The organism is Geodermatophilus sp. SYSU D01045 (assembly GCF_054050295.1).
The window spans coordinates 42710-63426 of sequence record NZ_JBJGZB010000015.1; the positions used below are offsets into that span (position 1 = coordinate 42710).

Genomic DNA, 20717 nt, shown 5'->3' on the forward strand with positions numbered 1-20717 from the left:
TGGACCCTCGTGAGCAGCACCGCCGGACTCGGGGACGCCCTCGTCGACTGGTACGACACGGCGGCCCGCGACCTGCCGTGGCGCCGGCCCGGCGTGGACCCGTGGGCGGTGCTGGTCAGCGAGGTGATGCTGCAGCAGACGCCGGTGGCGCGGGTCGAGCCGGTGTGGCGCGCCTGGACGGAGCGCTGGCCCACCCCGGCCGCGCTCGCCGCCGCGTCGCCGGCCGAGGTGATCCGCGCCTGGGGCAAGCTCGGCTACCCACGCCGGGCGCTGCGGCTGCGGGAGACCGCCGTGGCCCTCGTCGAGCGGCACGGGGGCGCCGTCCCGGCCGACGTGGCGGCCCTGGAGGCGCTGCCGGGCATCGGGACCTACACGGCCCGGGCGGTGGCCTGCTTCGGCCACGGGACGCCGCAGCCGGTCGTGGACACCAACGTGCGGCGGGTGGTGGCCCGGCTGGTGCACGGCCGCGCCGAGGCCGGGACCGCGCGCGCCTCCGACCTGACCGACGTCGCGGCGCTCGCGCCGGCGGACCGGGAGCGGGCGTGCCGGTTCTCGGTGGCGGCCATGGAGCTCGGCGCGCTGGTCTGCGTGGCCCGCACGCCGCGGTGCGCCGCGTGCCCGGTGCGGGACCGGTGCGCCTGGCGGCTGGCCGACTGTCCCGCCGCCGAGGGGCCGCCGAAGCGGGTGCAGCGGTTCGCCGGCACCGACCGGCAGGTCCGCGGCCGGCTGCTCGACGTCCTGCGCGCCGCCGACGGTCCGGTCCCCGCCCCCGCCCTGGACGCCACCTGGGACGACCCGGTGCAGCGGTCCCGGTGCCTGGACTCCCTGCTGGCCGACGGCCTGGTCGAGCAGACCGACGACGGCCGGTTCACCCTCCCCGCCTGAACCCCCTCAGCGGCGCCGGGGCGGCGTCGGGTGGGCACCCGAGGGGCCGCGGGCGTCCTCCCCTCCCCGGGAACGCGACAGGGGCCGCCTCCCTCGCGGGAGACGGCCCCTGTCGGTGGACCTGCCGGGGCCGCTTACTCCTTGCGGAGCGAGGGGCCCTGGGTGCCCTCCTCGTCGTCGCCGACGGTCAGCGCCACCGGCGGCGTGTCGGGCAGGTCGATCGGCTTGCTCTCGCCGCGGAAGGTGAACTTCGCGTCGGTGCCCTCGCCCTCGACGTCCACCACGACGATCTGACCGGCGGTCAGCTCCCCGTAGAGGATCTTCTCCGACAGCGCGTCCTCGATCTCGCGCTGGATGGTCCGGCGCAGCGGCCGGGCGCCCAGCACCGGGTCGAACCCGCGGGCCGCCAGGAGCTTCTTGGCCTCCTGGGTGACCTCGAGCGACATGTCCTTGTTGCTCAGCTGGCCCTCCACGCGGGCGAGCATCAGGTCGACGATCTGGATGATCTCGGCCTCGGTCAGCTGGTGGAACACGACGATGTCGTCGATGCGGTTGAGGAACTCGGGCCGGAAGTGCTGCTTGAGCTCGTCGTGGACCTTCGTCTTCATGCGCTCGTAGTTCGACTGGTCGTCGTTCCCGGCCTGGAAGCCGAGGCCGACCGCCTTGGAGATGTCCCGCGTCCCGAGGTTGGTCGTGAGGATCAGGATCGTGTTCTTGAAGTCCACGATCCGGCCCTGACCGTCGGTGAGGCGGCCGTCCTCCAGCACCTGCAGCAGCGTGTTGAAGACGTCGGCGTGGGCCTTCTCGATCTCGTCGAAGAGGACCACCGAGAACGGCTTGCGCCGCACCTTCTCGGTCAGCTGGCCGCCCTCGTCGTAACCGACGTAGCCGGGAGGGGCACCGACGAGCCGCGACACGGTGAACCGGTCGTGGAACTCGCCCATGTCGATCTGGATGAGCGCGTCGTCCTCGCCGAACAGGAAGTTCGCGAGCGCCTTGGCGAGCTCGGTCTTACCGACACCCGAGGGGCCGGCGAAGATGAACGAGCCACCGGGGCGACGCGGGTCCTTGAGGCCCGCGCGGGTGCGCCGGATCGCCTGGCTGACGCTCTTGATGGCCTCTTCCTGGCCGATGATCCGCTTGTGGAGCTCGTCCTCCATGCGGAGCAGACGGGTCGTCTCCTCCTCGGTGAGCTTGAAGACGGGGATGCCGGTCCAGTTGGCCAGCACCTCGGCGATCTGCTCGTCGTCGACCTCGGCGACGACGTCCATGTCGCCGGCCTTCCACGCCTTCTCCCGCTCGGCCTTTTCGGCCAGGAGGGTCTTCTCCTTGTCGCGCAGCGACGCGGCCTTCTCGAAGTCCTGCGCGTCGATCGCCGACTCCTTCTCGCGGCGGATGCCGGCGATCCGGTCGTCGAACTCGCGCAGGTCCGGCGGGGCGGTCATCCGCTTGATCCGCATCCGGGCACCGGCCTCGTCGATCAGGTCGATCGCCTTGTCCGGCAGGAAGCGGTCGGAGATGTACCGGTCGGCCAGCGTGGCGGCGGCGACGAGGGCGCCGTCGGTGATGCTGATCCGGTGGTGCGCCTCGTAGCGGTCGCGCAGGCCCTTGAGGATCTCGATCGTGTGGGTGAGCGTCGGCTCGCCCACCTGGATCGGCTGGAAGCGGCGCTCGAGCGCGGCGTCCTTCTCGAGGTGCTTGCGGTACTCGTCGAGCGTGGTGGCGCCGATGGTCTGCAGCTCACCGCGGGCCAGCATCGGCTTGAGGATGCTGGCGGCGTCGATCGCGCCCTCGGCGGCACCGGCACCGACGAGGGTGTGGATCTCGTCGATGAACAGGATGATGTCGCCGCGGGTGCGGATCTCCTTGAGCACCTTCTTGAGGCGCTCCTCGAAGTCACCGCGGTACCGCGAGCCGGCGACCAGGGCGCCGAGGTCGAGGGTGTAGAGCTGCTTGTCCTTCAGCGTCTCGGGGACCTCGCCCTTGACGATCGCCTGGGCCAGGCCCTCGACGACGGCGGTCTTGCCGACGCCGGGCTCGCCGATGAGGACGGGGTTGTTCTTGGTCCGCCGCGAGAGGACCTGCATGACCCGCTCGATCTCCTTGGCCCGCCCGATGACCGGGTCGAGCTTGGAGTCGCGCGCGGCCTGGGTCAGGTTGCGGCCGAACTGGTCGAGCACCAGCGACGTCGACGGCGTGCCCTCCGCGGGGCCGCCAGCCGAGGCCGGCTCCTTGCCCTGGTAGCCGGAGAGCAGCTGGATGACCTGCTGGCGGACGCGGTTGAGGTCGGCGCCCAGCTTCACGAGGACCTGGGCGGCCACGCCCTCGCCCTCGCGGATCAGGCCGAGCAGGATGTGCTCGGTGCCGATGTAGTTGTGGCCGAGCTGCAGCGCCTCGCGCAGGGACAGCTCGAGCACCTTCTTCGCCCGCGGGGTGAAGGGGATGTGCCCGGACGGGGCCTGCTGGCCCTGGCCGATGATCTCCTCGACCTGCTGGCGGACACCCTCGAGCGAGATGCCGAGCGACTCGAGGGCCTTGGCAGCGACGCCCTCGCCCTCGTGGATCAGGCCCAGGAGGATGTGCTCGGTGCCGATGTAGTTGTGGTTGAGCATCCTGGCCTCTTCCTGCGCCAGGACGACCACCCGTCGGGCTCGGTCGGTGAACCGTTCGAACATCTGCTGCTTCTCCTCTGACCGGCTGGTCCGGCACGTCCCTCCCCACGAGCGGGGAGGAGCACCCGACGTCCGTCGGCGCGCTGGGGCACCGGTCATTCCACTGTAGTCACGGACCACGCCGTCCCGTCGGTCACGACCGGCGGTGCGGTGGGTGGCTTGCCCGGTCCAACCGATGGTGGCGGGGCGGTGTTCCGGGGGCGTTACGCCGACAGCGGACGGCGTGTCCCCCGGGGACGCCGACGGCCCGGCCCCTCGTCGAGGGACCGGGCCACCGGTGACGTGCTGGAACGGCCCCCTCGCCCCCACCCCGCGCGGGGCGAGGGGTGGGGGCGAGGGGGTCCTTTCCCTAGTGGGCGGCCTCGTAGGCCTCGACGACGCTGGCCGGGATGCGGCCGCGGTCGCTGACGTTGTGGCCGTTCTTGCGGGCCCAGTCGCGGATCGCGCCCGCCTGCTCGCGGTCCATCCGCCCGCCGCCGCCGGTGGCACGGGACCGGCCGGCGCCGGAGGCCCGACCACTGCCGCGGCCGACCTTGCGGGCGGCCTGCACGTACCGGGAGAAGGCGTCGCGCAGTTCCTTCGCGTTCTTCTCGGACAGGTCGATCTCGTAGTTCGTGCCGTCGAGCGAGAAACTCACCGTCTCGTCCGCGGGGAGGTCCTCGTCGAGGTCGTCACTCAGGATCACCTGGACCTTGCGCGCCATTCCGCTTTCCTCACTCCCTCTCGGCCCCCGTGGCCGGACAATTGCAGCCACCCGGAGCTGGGTGACGCGCACATTCCACCACAGGAGGAAGGGGGAAGAGCAATCCCCGACGGCGGGTCGCCCCTTTCGGGGAGGAATTCGGCGCAGCGGAACGGGATGAGTCAGGAAATGGGGCGGACCAACGGGAACAGGATCGTCTCGCGGATACCGAGGCCGGTGAGCGTCATCATCAGCCGGTCGATGCCCATCCCGACACCACCGGACGGCGGCATCCCGTACTCGAGGGCCTCGAGGAAGTCCTCGTCGAGCACCATGGCCTCGGGGTCGCCGGCCGCGGCCAGCAGCGCCTGCTGGGTGAACCGATCACGCTGGACGACCGGGTCGACCAGCTCCGAGTAACCGGTGCCGCGCTCGATGCCGGCGATGTAGAGGTCCCACTTCTCCGCCAGGCCCGGCGTCGTGCGGTGCGCGCGGGTCAGGGGCGAGGTGTCGACGGGGTAGTCGACGACGAACGTGGGCGCCTGCAGGGAGTCCTGCACCAGCGCCTCGAACAGCTCCTCGACCACCTTGCCGGGCAGCCACGCCGGGTCGACGCCGACGTCGTGCCGGCCGGCCAGCTCCCGCAGCCGCTCGACCGGCGTCTCCGGGGTGACCTCCTCGCCGACGGCGTCGGAGACCAGCGTGTAGAGCGGCACCTGCGGCCACTCCCCCGACAGGTCGATCTCGGTGCCGTCGTGGTGGCGCGCGACGTGGTCGCCGAACAGCGCCGCGCAGCACTCCTGGACCAGTTCCCGCGTGGTGCGCGCCACGTCCTGGTAGTCGGCGTAGGCCTCGTAGAACTCGAGCATCGCGAACTCCGGCGAGTGCGAGCTGTCGGCGCCCTCGTTGCGGAAGTTGCGGTTGATCTCGAAGACCTTCTCCAGGCCGCCGACGATGCACCGCTTGAGGAACAGCTCGGGCGCGATGCGCAGGTACAGGTCGAGGTCGAAGGCGTTCATGTGCGTGCGGAACGGCCGGGCGGCAGCACCGCCGTGCACGGTCTGCAGCATCGGCGTCTCGACCTCGAGGAACCCGCGGCCGGTGAGCCCGGACCGCAGCGCGGCCATCACCTGGGCTCGCTGCCGGACGGTGCGGCGCGCCTCGTCGCGGACGATGAGGTCCACGTAGCGGCGGCGGACCCGCAGCTCCTCGCTCATCGGCTTGTGCGCCACCGGCAGCGGGCGCAGCGCCTTGGCCGCCATCCGCCAGGAGTCGGCGAACACCGACAGCTCGCCGCGCCGCGACGTCCCGACCTCCCCCTCGACGAAGACGTGGTCGCCGAGGTCGACGTCGGCCTTCCAGGCGTCCAGCGCCTCGGCGCCCACGCGGTCGCGGGAGAGCATGACCTGCAGCTCGGCGTCGCCCTCGCGCAGCGTCGCGAAGCAGAGCTTGCCGGTGTTGCGGCTGAAGATGACCCGGCCGGTGACGCCGACCCGCTCGCCGGTCGTGGTGTCGGGCTCGAGGTCGGGGTGCTTGGCCCGGACGTCGGCCAGCGAGGTGGTGCGCTCCACCGTGACCGGGTACGGGTCGACGCCGGACGCGCGCAGCCGGTCGAGCTTGGCGCGGCGGACCCGGAGCTGTTCGGGGAGCTCGTCGTCCGGCAGGCCCGGGGGTTCGTCGGTCACGCCGTCCGAGCCTACGGCCGTGCGCCGCGACACCTCCGGCGACGTCCTAGCGGCGGCCGCCGGCCTGGGAGCGCTCGAAGGCCAGCCGCAGGCCGTGCACGGTGAGGTCGGGCTCGCGCTCGGCGACGGTGCGGCAGCTGTCGGCCACCAGCGGCGCCAGGCCCCCGGTGGCGACGACGACCGGCGGGTCGCCGAACTGCGCGACCAGCTCGCCGGCGATCCGGCCGACCAGCCCGTCGACCAGCCCGGCGAAGCCGAGGACCACCCCCGACTGCAGCGCGGCGACGGTGTTCTTCCCGATCGCCTGCGCCGGGACGGTGAGCTCCACCGACCGCAGCTGCGCCGCGCGGGTGGCCAGCGCCTCCAGGCTGACCTCGACGCCCGGGGCCAGCGCGCCGCCGAGGAACTGCCCGTCCGGGCCGACGGCGTCGACGTTGGTGGAGGTGCCGAAGTCGACCACCACGACCGGGCGGCCGCTCCCGTCGGGCGCCCGGCCGAACAGCTCGTGCGCGGCCAGGGCGGTGACCACGCGGTCGGCGCCGACCTCGCGCGGGTTGTCCACGTGCAGCGGGACGCCGGTGCGCACGCCGGGGCCGATGAGCACGACCGGCACCTCGAGGGAGTCCAGCAGCTGCCGCAGCGCGGGCAGCAGCGCCGGCACCGTGGAGCACGCCGCGACGCCGGTGACCGGGGTGTCGCGCAGCAGCCCGCGCCAGAGCATCCGGATCTCGTCGGAGGTGGCCCGCGGGTGCGTGGTCACGCGCCAGCAGCCGACCCGCCGGGCGCCGTCGAAGGTGGCCAGCACGGTCTGGCTGTTGCCGACGTCGACGGTGAGCAGCACGCCGGTCAGCTCCGCAGGTCGAGCGCGAGGTCGAGGATCGGCGAGGAGTGGGTGAGCGCGCCGACCGAGAGGAAGTCCACGCCGGTCGCGGCGACCTCGCGGGCGACGGCGAGGGTGAGCCCGCCGGTGGCCTCGAGCTCCGCGCGGCCGCCGACCAGGGCCACCACCTCGCGCAGCTGCGCGGGCGGCATGTTGTCCAGCAGCAGGAAGTCCGCGCCCGCCTCGACCGCCTCGACCGCCTGCGCGGGGGTGTCCGCCTCCACCTGCACCGGCACCCGCGGCGCCCGCTCGCGGACCGCGGCCACGGCGGCGGCCACGGAGCCCGCGGCGGCGACGTGGTTGTCCTTCACCATCGCGACGTCGTAGAGGCCCATGCGCTTGTTCGACCCGCCGCCGCAGCGCACCGCGTACTTCTCCAGCGGGCGCAGCCCGGGGGTGGTCTTGCGGGTGTCGAGGACGACGGCGCCGGTGCCCGCGACGGCGTCCACCCAGGCGCGGGTGGCGGTGGCGATGCCGCTGGCCCGGCTGGCGATGTTCAGCGCGCTGCGCTCGGCGGCCAGCAGCGCGCGGACCGGCCCGCGGACGGTCAGCAGCACGTCGCCGCGGGTCACCCGGTCGCTGTCGGCCGCGCCGGCGGTGAGCGTGGCGCCGGGCGCGAGGCGGGTGAACACCCGGGCGGCGACCGGCAGGCCGGCGACGACGCCGTCGGCGCGGGCGACGAGGTCGGCGGTGCCGTACTGCACCGGGGGCACGGTGGCGGCGCTGGTGACGTCGAGCGCGACGGCGAGGTCCGGCTCGGCGGGCAGGACGGCCCCGCCGGCGAGGTCCTCGGCCAGCGTGCGCTCGACCAGGTCGTCGACCCAGGCCGGCGACAGCCCGGTGCCCTCCAGCGACCGCGGGTCGGCGGTCACCACGGCTGCACCACGGGGGTCCCCACCGGCCGGCGGGTCAGGCGCAGCCGGCCGTCGTCGTCGAGGCGGACGTCGAGGTGCACCCGCCAGTCCTCCTCGGTCGCGGGGTGATCCTCGCGCCAGTGGCAGCCGCGGGTCTCCTCGCGGGCGCCGGCGGCGGCGGTGAGGGCGCTCGCGACGGTGAGCAGGTCGGTGGCCTCCCAGCTCTCCACGCCGGGTGCGGCGCCGGGGCCGGTCACCAGCCCGGCGGCCAGCCCGGCCAGCACGCCCGTGGCCTCGGCCAGCCCGGCGCCCGAGCGCAGCGCGGCGACCCGGCCGGACATGGTCTCGGTGACGGCGCGTCGCCCGGCCGGGTCCAGCAGGCCCGCGGTCCCGGCGGCGGCCGCGCGGGCCGGCGCGGCCGGGGGCAGCGAGCGGGCCAGCTCCGCGCCGATGCGGGCGGCGAACACCAGCCCCTCGAGCAGCGAGTTCGACGCCAGCCGGTTGGCGCCGTGCACGCCGGTACAGGCGACCTCGCCGCAGGCGTAGAGCCTGGGGACGGTGGTCCGGCCGGCGAGGTCGGTGACCAGGCCGCCGGAGGCGTAGTGGGCGGCCGGCGTGACCGGTACCAGGTCGGTGACCGGGTCGACGCCGATCGCCCGGCAGCTGGCCACGATGGTCGGGAACCGCTCGGCGAGGCCGGGCACGTGCCGGGCGTCGAGCCAGACGTGGTCGACGCCGTCGCGCAGCTGCACGCGGGTGATCGCCTTGGCGACGACGTCGCGCGGCGCCAGCTCGGCCTGCGGGTGGACGCCGAGCATGAACCGCTCCCCCGCCCCGTCGCGCAGCACCGCACCCTCGCCGCGCAGCGCCTCGCTGACCAGCGGCTGCTGCCCGCGGGCGCCCGGGCCGCGGTACAGCGACGTCGGGTGGAACTGCACGAACTCCAGGTCGGTGGCCACCGCGCCGGCGCGCAGGCCCAGGGCCACGCCGTCGCCGGTGGACACCGCGGGGTTCGTCGTCGCGGCGTAGACCTGGCCCATCCCGCCGGTGGCCAGCACGACGGCCCGCGCACGGACGGCGCCCACGCCGTCCTCGGTGCCCTCGCCGAGGACGTGCAGGGTGACGCCGGCGGCCCCGCCGCCGGCGTCGGTGAGCAGGTCGAGCACCATCGCGTGCTCGACGAGGGTGATGCCGGGGTCGGCGTGCACGGCCTCGCACAGGGCGCGCATGACCTCGGCGCCGGTGGCGTCGCCGCCGGCGTGCACGATCCGGTCGGCGGTGTGCCCGCCCTCGCGGGTGAGCAGCAGCCGGCCGGAGGGGTCGCGGTCGAAGCCGGCGCCCCAGCCGATGAGCTGGTGCAGCCGCGCCGGGCCCTCGGTCACCAGGGTGCGGACCGCGTCGGGCTCGCACAGCCCGACGCCGGCGACCTCGGTGTCGCGGGCGTGTGCCTCGGGGCTGTCGGCCGGGTCGAGCACGGCGGCGATGCCGCCCTGTGCCCAGCGGGTCGAGCCGTCGTCGACGCGGACCTTGGTGACGACGGCGACCGACAGCCCCGCTGCCCGGGCGTGCAGCGCGACGCACAGGCCCGCGACGCCGGAGCCGACGACGCAGACGTCGGCCGACAGCTCCCAGCCGGGTGCGGGAGCCGTCAGCCGGGTGGGCAGGCCCGTCACGGGCGCCGCCAGGGACGTCACCGGACGGGGACGCCGAGGTCGCTGCGCTGCTGGTCGGCCGCGCCGGGCACCGGGGCCGAGGGGTCCCCGCCCAGCTCGACGACGCGGTTGCCGCCGTCGACGTGCACGACCTTCGGGATGTGGCTCTTCGCCTCGGTCTCGTCCATGAGGCCGTAGCTGATGAGGATCACCAGGTCGCCGGGGTGCACCAGGTGCGCGGCGGCGCCGTTGATGCCGATGACGCCGCTGCCCCGCTCGCCCGGGATGACGTAGGTCTCCAGGCGGGCGCCGTTGGTGACGTCCACGATCGCGACCTGCTCGCCGGGGATGAGGTCGGCGGCGTCGAGCAGGTCCTCGTCGACGGTCACCGAGCCGACGTAGTGCAGGTCGGCCTGCGTCACCGTCGCCCGGTGGATCTTGGACTTGAGCATCGTGCGCATCATCGGGGGGCTCCCAGCTGGACGGCGGCGTTGTCGAGGAGGCGGGTGCTGCCGGCGCGGGCGGCCAGCAGCAGCCGGGCGGGGCCGGCGGCGGGGGCCGGGCCCAGGTCGGGGTCGGTGAGCGCGAGGTAGTCGGGCACCAGCTCGGGCGCGCCGGCCAGCACCTCGCGGGCGGCGGCGAGGACCGCCTCGGCGCCGCGCGGGCCGGCGTCCGCCCCGGCACGCAGCGCCCTGTTCAACGTCGCGGCCCGGGCGCGCTCTTCCGGCGCCAGGTAGCGGTTGCGGCTGGACAGCGCCATGCCGTCGTCCTCGCGGACGGTCGGCACGCCGACCACCTCCAGCGGCAGCGCCAGCTCGCGGACCATCGCCCGGACCAGCGTCAGCTGCTGGTAGTCCTTGTCGCCGAAGAACGCGAGGTCGGGCCGGGTGAGGCCGAACAGCTTGGCGACGACGGTCAGGACGCCGGCGAAGTGGCCGGGCCGCACCGCGCCCTCGAGGACCGACCCGAGCGGGCCGGGGTCGACGGTGACGCCGAGCGAGCCGGGCGGGTAGACCTCGTCGACCGGCGGGTGGAACACGACGTCGGCGCCCTCGTCGGTGAGCGCGGCGAGGTCGGCGTCCCACGTGCGCGGGTAGCGGTCGAGGTCCTCGCCGGGGCCGAACTGGGTCGGGTTGACGAACACCGACACGACGACGCTGCCGGCCCGCTCGCGGGCGGCGCGGACCAGCGCGCGGTGCCCCTCGTGCAGGGCGCCCATGGTCGGGACCAGCGCCACCGGGCCGGGCAGGGAGGCGCGCAGGCGGGCGAGGTCCGCGGTCGTCTCCGCGACGGCCGGGGCGGTGGGGTGGGTGGACGACACGGCCGCGGTGCTGGTGGTCACCGGGAGCCCGCCGGGTCGGCGGCCTCGTACAGCAGGTCGAGCAGCGGCGCGCCCTCGTGCCGCTTGAGCCGGCCGGCGGACAGCGCCCGCTCGGTGGTCCGCTGCGCCATGGCGACGTAGGCGGCCACCGACTCGGGAGCCCGGTCGGTGAGCGTCGCGAGGTGGTCGGCCACCGTGCCGACGTCGCCGCGGCTGACCGGGCCGGTGAGCCCGCGGTCGCCGCGGCGCAGGCCGTTGTCCAGCGCGGCGGTGAGCAGCGGGGTGAGCACCCGGGCCGGGGTGTCGACGCCGGCCTGGCGCAGCAGGTCGGCGGCCTCGGCGACGAGGGTGACCAGGTGGTTGGCGCCGGTGACCAGCGCCGCGTGGTAGAGCCGCCGGTCGTCCTCGGCGACGAAGAACGGCTCCCCGCCCATCTCCAGCACCAGGGTCTCGGCGACCGGCCGGTGCAGGGGACGGCTGGTGACGCCGAACGGCGCGCCGGCGAGCCGGTCGGCGTCCTCGGGGGCGCCGGTGAAGGTCATGGCCGGGTGCAGGGCCAGCGGCAGGACGCCGGCCTGCTCCGCGGGGGCGAGGACGGCCAGGCCGTGCGCGCCGGAGGTGTGGAAGGCGAGCTGGCCGGCCCGCCAGGTGCCGGTCTCGGCGAGGCCCGCGACGAGGCCGGGCAGCGTGTCGTCGGGGACGGCGAGGACCACGAGGTCGGCGGCGGCGACCACCTCGTCGGCGGGCAGCAGCGGGGTGCCGGGCAGCAGCCGGGCGGCGCGCTCGGCGGAGGCGGTGGAGACGCCGGAGGCGGCGACCACGTCGTGGCCGGCGGCGGCGAGGGCGGCCCCGAGGACGGCGCCGACGCGGCCGGCGCCGATGACGCCGACGCGGAGCCGGGCGGGGGCGCTGTCGGCGGGCTCGAGCCCGGCAGCGCGGGGGGTCCTGCGGGCAGCAGGCATCGGGACACCTCTCGTTCCAGTCCCTGGCGGGTACCGGACTCGGTGGGCGGACCGTCGTCGTCGGCGGTCCGGTGGTGCGAGGGCGGTGCGGGTCGTGCCGGCGGGGCGTCCGCTGCGACCGGGTGTGTCACGCGGGCGACGCGCCGAAGGCGAGTGTGAGTCGGCCCCCGGGCGCCTGCAACGGAACGGCACTGTGGCGTGGCTCACGCCACCGTCGCCGGGGTGGGCGGGGAGCCCGTCCGGGGCGGTCCTACGGTTGCGGCGGCACCGGCGCCGACGCGGTCGCCGGCGGACACGAGGGAGTGACGTGGGCACGTTCGAGGGATGCACCGCGCTGGTCACCGGCGGCAGCCGCGGCATCGGGCTGGCCATCGCCCGCAGCCTGGTCGACCGGGGGGCGCGCGTGGTGCTCACCGCCCGCAAGGCCGAGGCGCTCGAGGAGGCGGTCGCGGCGCTCGGCGGTCCCGACGTCGCCGTCGGCGTGCCGGGCAACGCCGGGGACGCCGCGCACCGCGCCGAGGCCGTGCGCACCGCGGTCGAGCGGTTCGGCAGCCTCGACCACCTGGTCGGCAACGTCGGGATCAACCCCGTCTACGGCCCGATGGTGGACCTCGACCTCGACGCGTTCCGCAAGATCCTCGACACCAACGTCGTCGGCACGCTCGGCCTGGTGCAGGAGGCCTGGCGGGCGTGGATGTCCGAGCACGGCGGCTCGATCCTCGTCGTCGCCTCGGTGGCCGGGCTCAAGGCCTCGCCGATGATCGGCGGCTACGGCGTCAGCAAGGCGGGGCTGGTCAACCTGGTCACCCAGCTGGCCGTGGAGCTCGGCCCGAAGGTGACGGTCAACGCGGTCGCCCCGGCGGTGGTGAAGACCCGCTTCGCCGGCGCGCTCTACGAGGGCCGCGAGGAGGAGGCCGCCCGCGCCTACCCGGCCGGCCGGCTGGGCGAGCCCGAGGACGTCGGCGAGGCCGCGGCCTACCTGCTCGGTGCCGGCTGGGTCACCGGCCAGACGCTCGTGCTCGACGGCGGCGCGCTCTCCCGCGGCCCGGCCTAGCCGGCGACCCTCCGGCCCCCTCGCAGGCAGAAGGACCCCGTCCTCCTCACCGCTCGCACGCTCGCGGCGAGCCTCTGGACGGGGCCTGGCGCGAGCCTGCGAGTGGTGAGGGGCGAGGGGGTCCTTCGTCAGGCGTCGCGGTAGCGGCGGCGCCGGCCGCCGGGAGTGACTCCGCTCTCGGCCAGGATCTGCGCGAGCCGTGCCGCGCCGGCCTCGTCGTCGGCCGGCGCCCCGTACCTGCCGTGCCCCGCGGCGGCGGCGTGCACGGAGGGGCGCTCGAGGGTCAGCTGCTCCTGCGGCGCCGGGGGCAGCAGGTCGGCGGGCAGGTCGGTGCGCCGGCGGCGCGGGACCGGCGGGGGCGCCACCACGCGCGCGACCGGCTCGGGCTCGGGCAGGAGCTCGGGCAGGGGCTCCGGCGCGGGGAGCGGGACGGCGACCGTGGCCGGCACCGCGGTGCCGGCGCCGTCGGACGGGGCCGCCCAGCCGCCCAGCTCCCGGGGGACGGCGGCGTGCCAGGCGGCGGTCGCCGGCTCCAGCGGGTCGCGGCCGGTCCGCACCGACTGGGTGCGCATGACCACCCGCTCGATGTGCATCTCGCCCGAGTGGTGCAGCTCGCCCGGTGGGTGCAGCTCGCCCGCGGACCGCTCGGTCAGCTCGGCGCGCAGCCGGCCGACGTCGGCGCGCAGGCCGGCCAGCTCGGCCAGGTCGCCCCGCAGGGCGCCGATGGCGGCGACCTCGGCGTGCAGCGCGCCGAGGCCCGCGAGGTCGCCGCGCAGCCCGGTCAGCTCGGCGCGCAGCCCGTCGAGCTCGCGGCGCATCGACGCCTCCGCCTCGCCGCGGACCCGCGCCTCCAGCTGCAGCTCCGACTGCCGGTGCGCGGCCGCGTCGCGCTCGCGCTCGGCCTCGTGGGCCCGGCGCAGCTGCGCCTCGAGGGCGGCGACGTCGGCACCGCCGGCCGCCGGCTCCGGGCGGCGCCCGGCCGCGAAGGCGGCGCCCAGGCAGGCCCAGGCGACGGCGACCACGGCCACCCGCAGGACCTGCGGGTCGTCGCTGAGGAAGACGACGGCGGTCGCGGCGGTGGCGAGCACGCACCCGAGCACCTGCCCGGCGACGCGCAGCCCTCCCCCCGTCCGCATGCCCTCAGGGTAACGCTGAGCGAGCCCCCGACTGCGGCACGGAATCGTCCCGTGTGCCGCAGCCGGGTCCGCCAGGTGAGGTGCTGGAACGGCCACCCTTCAGGGGCCCGCGCCGAGCTTGCGAGGCGTGGGGGGAAGGGTGGTCCGTCATCAGTCCTGGGCGAGGGCGCCGTCGGAGCTGAAGACCAGGCCCATCGAGACCTCGCCCTGCTGGATGGCGGCCTTGGTCGCCGGGCCGCCGGCGTCGAACTCGCGGAACTCGGCGAACTGCAGGCCGTAGGTCTCCTCGAGGCCCGGCTGGCAGAACGGCCGGGTCGGGCACTCGGCCGGCCCGCCGAGGACCAGCGACCCGTCACCGCAGGCGTCGGCGAGCTCCGACAGCGTGGTCACGCCGAGCTGGTCGGCGAACTCCTGCGTCACCGCGAAGGCGTTCTGGTCGGCGGCCTCCGACGGCGTGCCGAAGGTCAGCCCGACCTGGTCGGCCAGCGGCTGCAGCGCGTCGCGGGTGGCCTGGGCGTCGCCACTGGCGAGCGGCGCCGGGTTGGGGCCGTTGACCTGGGCGTTGAGCGCCTCGGTGACGGTGGCCAGGTACTCCGGGAAGACCTGCAGGTCGGTGCCGGAGATCAGCGCCGGCAGGTAGAGGTCGCGGTTGCCCACCTCGCGCACGGTGGCGTCGAAGCCCGCCGCCTGCAGGACCCTGGCGTAGACGTTGGCCAGGATCGTCGACTCGGTGAAGTTGCCGGCGCCCACGACGACCGGCCCGCTGCCCTGCTCGAGGCCGTCGGTCACGCCGCTGTCCTCGACCCACTGGGCCGCGACGTCCTCGGCGCTCTGCCGCTCGAGGTCGACGGCGGCGTTCATGTCGATGAGCTGGTCGGTGGTGAGGGCGGCCGAGACCGCGTCGAGGGCCGGCACCAGCGCGGGGTTGGCCGCGGCGGTGGCCGAGGTCACCGCCGGCACGATGTTGTCGGCGTTCTGCAGCTCCTGGTCGTCCTCGAGGACGACGAGCTGGTCACCGGCCACGGGGGCGCAGGCGTCGCCGCTGGCGGCCGAGCCGCTCGCGGTCGAGCCGCCGGTGCCCGAGGAGCCCGACTCGCCGCAGGCGGCGGTCAGGAGCAGGCCGGTGAGCAGGAGAGGCGCGAGAGCGCGCTTGCGCATGGTGTCCGCCTTCTGTGTCCCGTGCGGCGGGCGGCCGCGACGCGTGTCTGGCGGGGGTCCCCCGCGCGACACATGCAACCCGCGGCTCCCCGCGCACCGACACCGGCACCGCCGATGTGTTGCGCTCTCGTTACCTGCCCGGGATCAGACGGAGACGCAGGTCACAGCGGGACCCCGCTGGCGGTGGGTTCCGGCACGGCGCCGTCCCGCGCGGCGGTCGCGCGGACGTGCAGGAACGGCAGCCGGCGCGGCCCCGGGGTGACCGCCCAGGACAGCACCGCGAGGACGAGCTCGGTGAGCAGCGCCAGGCCCGCCACGAGGACGGCGCCGGCGATCATCACGCCGTAGTCCTGCTGGCCGAACCCGAGGTTGATCAGCCGGCCGAGCCCTCCCCCGCCGACCAGCGCGGCCAGCCCCGCCGTCGCCACCACCTGGACCGCCGCGGTGCGGATGCCGGTGGTCACCAGGGGGAGGGCCAGCGGCAGCTCGACCCGGCCGAGCACCTGCGCCCGGCTCATCCCCATCCCGCGCGCGGCCTCCTTCACCTCGGGGTCGACGCCGCGGAAGCCGACGAAGGTGTTGGTGAGGATCGGCGGGACGGCGAACACCGCCAGCGCGATCGTCGTCGCACGGTTGCCGAAGCCGATGGGGCTGACGGCGAAGAGGGTGAGCAGCGCGAGGGTCGGCACCGCCCGGCTGACGTTGGACAGGACGACGACCAGCCCCGAGCCGCGGCGCGCCGTCCCCAGGGCGACGCCGACCGGCAGCGCCACCGCCATCGCCGCCAGGACCGCGACGACGGAGATGCCCAGGTGCTCCAGCGTCAGGTCGACGATGCCGTTGGGGCGGGTCCAGTTGAACGGGTCGTTGAGGTACACCAGCGCCCGCGAGAAGTCGTTCACGCGCGCACCGCCCGCGTCCACGGGGTGAGCGCCCGCTCGGCGCCGGCCAGCAGGACGTCGGCGAGCAGCGCGAGCAGCACGCACCCGACCGCACCGGTGACGATCTCGGCGCGGTAGAAGTTCGCCGCGAACCCGCCGGTGATCAGCTGCCCGAGCCCGCCGTGGCCGACCAGCACGCCGACCGTCGTCAGCGCGACCGTGGACACCGTGGCGATCCGCAGCCCGGCCATGAACGCCGGCAGCGCCAGCGGCAGGTCCACCCGCCAGAACGTCTGGGCGGCCGAGAGCCCCATCCCCCGGGCCGCCTCGCGGACGTCCGCCGGGACGCCCTGCAGGCCGGCCAGGAAGTTCCGCACGAGGATGACCAGCGAGTAGGCGACCAGGCCGATCAGCACGGTGTTCGACGACAGCCCGGTGAAGGGCACCAGCAGCGCGAACATCGCCAGCGACGGGATCGTGTAGACGACGGTGGACAGGCCCAGCACCGGCGCCGACAGGAACCGGCTGCGCCGGGCCAGCACCGCCAGCGGCAGCGCGATGGCCGCGCCGATGACCACCGCCAGCACGGTCAGCCGGACGTGCTCGGCGGTGTAGGACAGGATGGAGTCCCAGTTCTCCGTCACGTAGGACGGGTCGAACCACGGGTTCGGCGCCTCGTCCACCGCGAGCAGCCCCACCGCGGGGTCGCTCACCGCGTCCAGCAGGGGGCGCGCACCCAGGGAGGTCACCCCGTGGACGCTACTGCCGATGCCGGCCGGGAGAGCACGGCGGAGGAGATCCGGCTCGAGGGGGTCAGCAAGACCTACCCCGACGGCACCGTCGGGGTGGAGCGGCTGGACCTCACCTTCGCCGCGGGCGAGCTGTCGGTCCTGGTCGGCCCGTCCGGCTGCGGCAAGACCACGACGATGAAGATGATCAACCGGGTCATCGAGCCGACGACGGGGCGGATCCTGCTCGGCGGCGAGGACGTCACCCGCGTCGACGCCGACCGGCTGCGCCGCCGGATCGGCTACGTGATCCAGAACGTCGGGCTCTTCCCGCACCAGACGGTGCGGGACAACGTCGCCACCGTGCCGCGGCTGCTGGGCTGGGACAAGCGGCGCACCCGCGCCCGCGTCGACGAGCTGCTGGCCACCGTGGGCCTCGACCCCGCCGTCCACGGCGGGCGCTACCCGGCCCAGCTGTCCGGCGGCCAGCGGCAGCGGGCCGGCGTGGCGCGGGCGCTGGCGGCCGACCCCGCCGTCCTGCTGATGGACGAGCCGTTCTCCGCGGTGGACCCGGTGGTCCGCGAGCGGCTGCAGGCGGAGTTCCTGCGGCTGCAGGAGACGGTGCGCAAGACGATCGTCTTCGTCACCCACGACATCGAGGAGGCCGTCCGCCTCGGTGACCGGATCGCGGTGATGAGCACCCGCGGGCACGTCGAGCAGTTCGCCCCGCCCGCGGAGCTGCTCGGCCGGCCGGCCAACGCCTTCGTCGCCGACTTCGTGGGTGCCGACCGCGGGCTCAAGCGGCTGGCGGTCACCGGCATCGCCCCCGACGACCTGGAGCGGCCGCCGGTCGTGCACGTGGCCGACGGGCTCGCCGACGCCCGGGCCTCGCTGGAGGCCGGGGGCGCCCGCTGGGCGGTCGTCCTCGACGACGACGGCCGGCTGCACGGCTGGCTGTCGGCCGAGCGGGCCACGGGCGCCGGCACGGTGGGCCCGGCGGCGCACCGGATGGAGGCCTGGGTGCCCGCCGACGCCACGCTGAAGACCGCGTTCGCGACGATGCTCCAGCACGAGGCCGGCTGGGTCGCGGTGCTCGACGGCGACCTCTTCCTCGGCGTGCTCACCCCCGAGTCGCTGCACGCGGCGCTGCGCCGCTCGGTGGACGGGACGGCCCCGGAGACCGCCGGCACGGTGCCCGCCCGGGGCTGAGCGACTAGGCCCGGACGCCGTCCCCCGGCCGCCGGTCGCCGCGCTCCTCCGGCGGGATGCGGCAGACCGACTCCAGCCACAGCGCGGCAACGGTCAGCGCGACGGCGCACAGGACGCCGACGACCGCGGTGACCGTGTCGCTGCCGGCCGCCTGCAGCCGGGTGACCGCCGGGGCCACGTGCAGCAGCACCCCGGCCCAGATGCCGACGAACGCCGCGCCGACGAAGGCGCTGGCCTGCGCCAGCACCGCCAGCCGCGCCACCAGCAGCGGCTCGACCCGGCGCACCAGCGGCGCGCCGGGATCGGCGGGCGGCGCGGCCTCCCCCCCGCGGGCACTGCGCCGGGCGGCGCGCTCGGCCGCCAGGCGGGCGCGCAGCGTGCGGGCGCCCAGGGCCTCGGCGACGGCGAGCAGCGCCAGCGGGACCGGCAGCCACCAGCGCAGCGGCGGCAGGCTGCCGTAGGTCGCGCGGACCAGCAGCCAGGCGGCCAGGGCCAGCCCGACGGCGACGACCACCAGGTCGCGGCGGTTCACCGGCGTCACTCTGCAGCTCCGCGTGAGCTCGCGAGCTCGCTCACCGAAGGTGCTCCCACCGCACGACCGCGGCCACGTCCTCCGGCGGCAGCGCGGCGACGAGGTCGGCCACCCGCCCGTGCCCCGGCAGCACCGCGGTCGGGTCCAGCGACAGCCACGGGACCAGCACGAACGCCCGCTCGTGCGCCCGCGGGTGCGGCAGCGTGAGGGCCGGGTCGTCGGAGAGGACCGGGGTGCCGTCGTCGGCGGTCACCGTGACGACGTCGACGTCGAGGGTGCGCGCGCCCCACCGCACCTCACGGGTGCGCCCGGCGGCCTGCTCCAGCTCGTGCGCGCGGGCCAGCCAACCGGCGGCGTCGCGGTCGCCGCGGACGAACACCACCGCGTTGAGGTAGGGCGGCTGCTCGACCGGTCCCCACGGCGGCGTCTCGTACAGCGTGGAGCGGGCGACCAGGCCGTCGACCCGGAGGGCCTCGATGGCGGTGCGCAGCGCCTTGGCCCGGTCGCCGAGGTTGGCGCCGAGCGAGAGCACCGCGCGGCTCATACCGCCCGTTCCCTTCGGATCGTCACGGTGACGTCGTCGAAGGGGACGCCGAGGTCGGCCTGCGGCTTGTGCACGGTGATCTCGGCGGCCTCGACCAGCGGGTCGGCGAGGCAGACGTCGGCCAGCCGCTGGCAGAGGGTCTCGAGCAGGTCCACCGGCTCCCCGGTGAGGACGGCGTGCAGCCGCTGGGCGAGCTCCGCGTAGTTGACCGTCTTCGTCAGGTCGTCGCCGGCCGCGGCGGGCGCGGTGTCCAGTTCCAGGACGGCGTCGACGGAGAAGGTCTGTCCGTTCTCCCGCTCGAAGCCGTAGACGCCGTGGTGGGCGTGCGCGGTGAGCCCGCGGACGGCGATCCGGTCGGGGACGCGGCGGTCAGTCACGGCGGGCCTCCTCGCGGGCGCGCTGGACGGCGGCCACCGTGGCGACGGCGTCGGCCGAGCCCGCGGCGTCGTGCACCCGCACGCCCCACGCGCCGGCCTCCGCGGCCAGGACGGTGGTGGCCAGGGTGGCGGCGTCGCGTCCCGGCGCCGGGCGCAGTGCGCCGTCGGGACCGGCGAGCAGGCGGCCGAGGAAGGACTTGCGGGAGGCACCGACCAGCACCGGCAGGCCGAGGGACACCACCCGGGGCAGCGCGGCCAGCAGCGCCCAGTTGTGCGCCGCCTGCTTGGCGAAGCCCAGGCCGGGGTCGAGCACGAGCTGGGCGGCGTCCACGCCCGCCGACAGCGCGGCGTCGACCCGGGCGGTGAGCTCCGCGCAGACCTCGGCGACGACGTCGCCGTAGGTGGCCTGGGCGTACATCTCCCGGCTGTGGCCGCGCCAGTGCATGAGCACCCACGGGACGCCGGCGTCGGCGACGAGCGCGGCCATGCCGTCGTCGGCCAGGCCGCCGCTGATGTCGTTGACCAGCACCGCCCCCGCCTCCAGCGCCGCCTCGGCGACCTCGGTGCGGGTGGTGTCGACGCTGACCCGCACGCCGGCGTCGGTGAGCTCGCGGACCACCGGGACGACGCGGCGGCGTTCCTCGGCGGCGTCCACGCGGTCGGCGCCGGGCCGGGTGGACTCACCGCCGACGTCGACGTAGTCGGCGCCCGCCGCGGCCATCGCCAGGCCGTGCCCGACCGCGGACGCCGTGTCGGCGAAGCAGCCGCCGTCGGAGAAGGAGTCGGGCGTGACGTTGAGGACACCCATCACCACGCACCGGCCCGGGTGCAGGAGCTCGGCGCGGCGGCCGGTCACCGGCCCAGGACGAGGCTCATCGCCTCGGCACGGGTGGCCGCGTTCTCCCGGAACATGCCGCGGACGGCCGAGGTGACCGTCGTCGACCCGGGCTTGCGGATGCCGCGCATCCCCATGCACAGGTGCTCGGCCTCGACGACGACGATCACGCCGCGCGGCTTGAGGTGCTCGGCGAGCGCGTCGGCGATCTGCCGGGTCATCCGCTCCTGGACCTGCGGGCGGCGGGCGTAGACGTCGACCAGGCGGGCCAGCTTGGACAGCCCGGTCACCCGGCCGTCGTCGCCGGGGATGTAGCCGACGTGCGCGGCGCCGTGGAAGGGCACCAGGTGGTGCTCGCAGGTGGAGTACATCGGGATGTCCTTGACCAGGACCATCTCGTCGTGGTCCTCGTCGAAGACCGTCGCGAGCACCTGGCCCGGGTCCTGCCAGAGCCCGGCGAAGGTCTCGGCGTAGGCCCGGGCGACCCGGGCGGGGGTGTCCCGCAGCCCGGGCCGGTCCGGGTCCTCCCCCACCGCGAGCAGCAGCTCACGGACGGCGGCCTCCGCCCGTGCCGAGTCGATCCGCGAGAAGTCCGGACGGACCTCGTCCTCGGCCTCTTCCGGGATCTCGCTCACGCCGCTGCCTCACCGGCGCTCGGCATCGGCGCTCG

The 20717-nt window shown here is 75.5% G+C and carries 21 protein-coding genes; 3 read left to right on the forward strand and 18 right to left on the reverse strand.

Going from position 1 to position 20717, the window contains the following annotated elements; translation table 11 throughout:
- Window positions 1–9 precede the first annotated feature (9 nt).
- Window positions 10–885: an A/G-specific adenine glycosylase gene (locus ACI798_RS14000; RefSeq protein WP_457048183.1), complete on the forward strand. Its 876-nt coding sequence runs from the start codon at window positions 10–12 to the stop codon at window positions 883–885.
- A 134-nt stretch (window positions 886–1019) separates the two neighbouring features.
- Here the strand turns inward: ACI798_RS14000 and ACI798_RS14005 are convergent, their stop codons facing one another.
- The 9 genes from ACI798_RS14005 to ACI798_RS14045 form a co-directional block, all read right to left on the reverse strand.
- Complete coding sequence (locus ACI798_RS14005; RefSeq protein ID WP_456942658.1) at window positions 1020–3560, reverse strand: ATP-dependent Clp protease ATP-binding subunit; 2541 nt, start codon at window positions 3558–3560, stop codon at window positions 1020–1022.
- 346 nt (window positions 3561–3906) lie between these two features.
- Window positions 3907–4260 (reverse strand): histone-like nucleoid-structuring protein Lsr2, encoded by a 354-nt coding sequence (locus tag ACI798_RS14010; RefSeq protein WP_456942659.1) that lies wholly within the window; start codon window positions 4258–4260, stop codon window positions 3907–3909.
- A 161-nt stretch (window positions 4261–4421) separates the two neighbouring features.
- On the reverse strand, window positions 4422–5924 hold the full coding sequence (gene lysS, locus ACI798_RS14015) for a lysine--tRNA ligase (protein WP_456942660.1): 1503 nt from the start codon (window positions 5922–5924) through the stop codon (window positions 4422–4424).
- 46 nt (window positions 5925–5970) lie between these two features.
- Entirely contained in the window at window positions 5971–6765 is a 795-nt protein-coding gene (locus ACI798_RS14020; RefSeq protein ID WP_456942661.1) for a type III pantothenate kinase, read from the reverse strand.
- 5 nt (window positions 6766–6770) lie between these two features.
- Window positions 6771–7676, reverse strand: a complete 906-nt coding sequence (gene nadC, locus ACI798_RS14025; RefSeq protein ID WP_457048184.1) for a carboxylating nicotinate-nucleotide diphosphorylase — start codon at window positions 7674–7676, stop codon at window positions 6771–6773.
- Window positions 7673–9331, reverse strand: coding sequence for an L-aspartate oxidase (locus ACI798_RS14030; protein WP_457048185.1), 1659 nt, complete (start codon window positions 9329–9331; stop codon window positions 7673–7675). The genes nadC and ACI798_RS14030 overlap by 4 nt, the downstream gene beginning before the upstream one ends.
- A gap of 17 nt (window positions 9332–9348) precedes the next feature.
- Window positions 9349–9774 (reverse strand): aspartate 1-decarboxylase, encoded by a 426-nt coding sequence (gene panD, locus ACI798_RS14035; RefSeq protein WP_456942664.1) that lies wholly within the window; start codon window positions 9772–9774, stop codon window positions 9349–9351.
- Window positions 9771–10652, reverse strand: coding sequence for a pantoate--beta-alanine ligase (gene panC, locus ACI798_RS14040; RefSeq protein WP_457048186.1), 882 nt, complete (start codon window positions 10650–10652; stop codon window positions 9771–9773). Before panC ends, panD begins: the two co-directional genes overlap by 4 nt.
- On the reverse strand, window positions 10649–11593 hold the full coding sequence (locus tag ACI798_RS14045; protein ID WP_456942666.1) for a Rossmann-like and DUF2520 domain-containing protein: 945 nt from the start codon (window positions 11591–11593) through the stop codon (window positions 10649–10651). The genes panC and ACI798_RS14045 overlap by 4 nt, the downstream gene beginning before the upstream one ends.
- A 307-nt stretch (window positions 11594–11900) precedes the next feature.
- Here ACI798_RS14045 and ACI798_RS14050 point away from each other — a divergent pair, with 307 nt between their 5' ends.
- Window positions 11901–12647, forward strand: coding sequence for an SDR family oxidoreductase (locus ACI798_RS14050; protein ID WP_456942667.1), 747 nt, complete (start codon window positions 11901–11903; stop codon window positions 12645–12647).
- Between the two features lie 128 nt (window positions 12648–12775).
- Here ACI798_RS14050 and ACI798_RS14055 read toward each other — a convergent pair whose 3' ends face one another.
- From ACI798_RS14055 to ACI798_RS14070, 4 genes are all read right to left on the reverse strand, one after another.
- The gene (locus ACI798_RS14055; RefSeq protein ID WP_456942668.1) at window positions 12776–13783 is read right to left on the reverse strand and encodes a DUF6779 domain-containing protein; all 1008 of its coding nucleotides are present in this window, start codon (window positions 13781–13783) and stop codon (window positions 12776–12778) included.
- 150 nt (window positions 13784–13933) lie between these two features.
- Window positions 13934–14941, reverse strand: coding sequence for a glycine betaine ABC transporter substrate-binding protein (locus tag ACI798_RS14060; protein WP_456942669.1), 1008 nt, complete (start codon window positions 14939–14941; stop codon window positions 13934–13936).
- 161 nt (window positions 14942–15102) lie between these two features.
- A complete protein-coding gene (locus tag ACI798_RS14065; RefSeq protein ID WP_456942670.1) occupies window positions 15103–15843 on the reverse strand; it encodes an ABC transporter permease in 741 nt (246 codons plus the stop codon).
- Window positions 15840–16571 (reverse strand): ABC transporter permease, encoded by a 732-nt coding sequence (locus ACI798_RS14070; RefSeq protein WP_456942671.1) that lies wholly within the window; start codon window positions 16569–16571, stop codon window positions 15840–15842. The genes ACI798_RS14065 and ACI798_RS14070 overlap by 4 nt, the downstream gene beginning before the upstream one ends.
- 3 nt (window positions 16572–16574) lie before the next feature.
- Between ACI798_RS14070 and ACI798_RS14075 the strand changes: the two genes are divergently transcribed.
- Window positions 16575–17759: an ABC transporter ATP-binding protein gene (locus ACI798_RS14075; RefSeq protein ID WP_456942672.1), complete on the forward strand. Its 1185-nt coding sequence runs from the start codon at window positions 16575–16577 to the stop codon at window positions 17757–17759.
- Between the two features lie 4 nt (window positions 17760–17763).
- Here ACI798_RS14075 and ACI798_RS14080 read toward each other — a convergent pair whose 3' ends face one another.
- The 5 genes from ACI798_RS14080 to folE are packed head-to-tail and all read right to left on the reverse strand — an operon-like array spanning window position 17764 to window position 20682.
- The gene (locus tag ACI798_RS14080; RefSeq protein WP_456942673.1) at window positions 17764–18291 is read right to left on the reverse strand and encodes a DUF3180 domain-containing protein; all 528 of its coding nucleotides are present in this window, start codon (window positions 18289–18291) and stop codon (window positions 17764–17766) included.
- 40 nt (window positions 18292–18331) lie between these two features.
- The gene (gene folK, locus ACI798_RS14085) at window positions 18332–18835 is read right to left on the reverse strand and encodes a 2-amino-4-hydroxy-6-hydroxymethyldihydropteridine diphosphokinase (RefSeq protein WP_456942674.1); all 504 of its coding nucleotides are present in this window, start codon (window positions 18833–18835) and stop codon (window positions 18332–18334) included.
- On the reverse strand, window positions 18832–19212 hold the full coding sequence (gene folB, locus ACI798_RS14090; RefSeq protein WP_456942675.1) for a dihydroneopterin aldolase: 381 nt from the start codon (window positions 19210–19212) through the stop codon (window positions 18832–18834). Before folB ends, folK begins: the two co-directional genes overlap by 4 nt.
- Window positions 19205–20068, reverse strand: coding sequence for a dihydropteroate synthase (gene folP / locus ACI798_RS14095; RefSeq protein WP_456942676.1), 864 nt, complete (start codon window positions 20066–20068; stop codon window positions 19205–19207). Before folP ends, folB begins: the two co-directional genes overlap by 8 nt.
- Window positions 20065–20682 (reverse strand): GTP cyclohydrolase I FolE, encoded by a 618-nt coding sequence (folE, locus tag ACI798_RS14100; protein WP_456942677.1) that lies wholly within the window; start codon window positions 20680–20682, stop codon window positions 20065–20067. Before folE ends, folP begins: the two co-directional genes overlap by 4 nt.
- Between the last annotated feature and the right edge of the window lie 35 nt (window positions 20683–20717).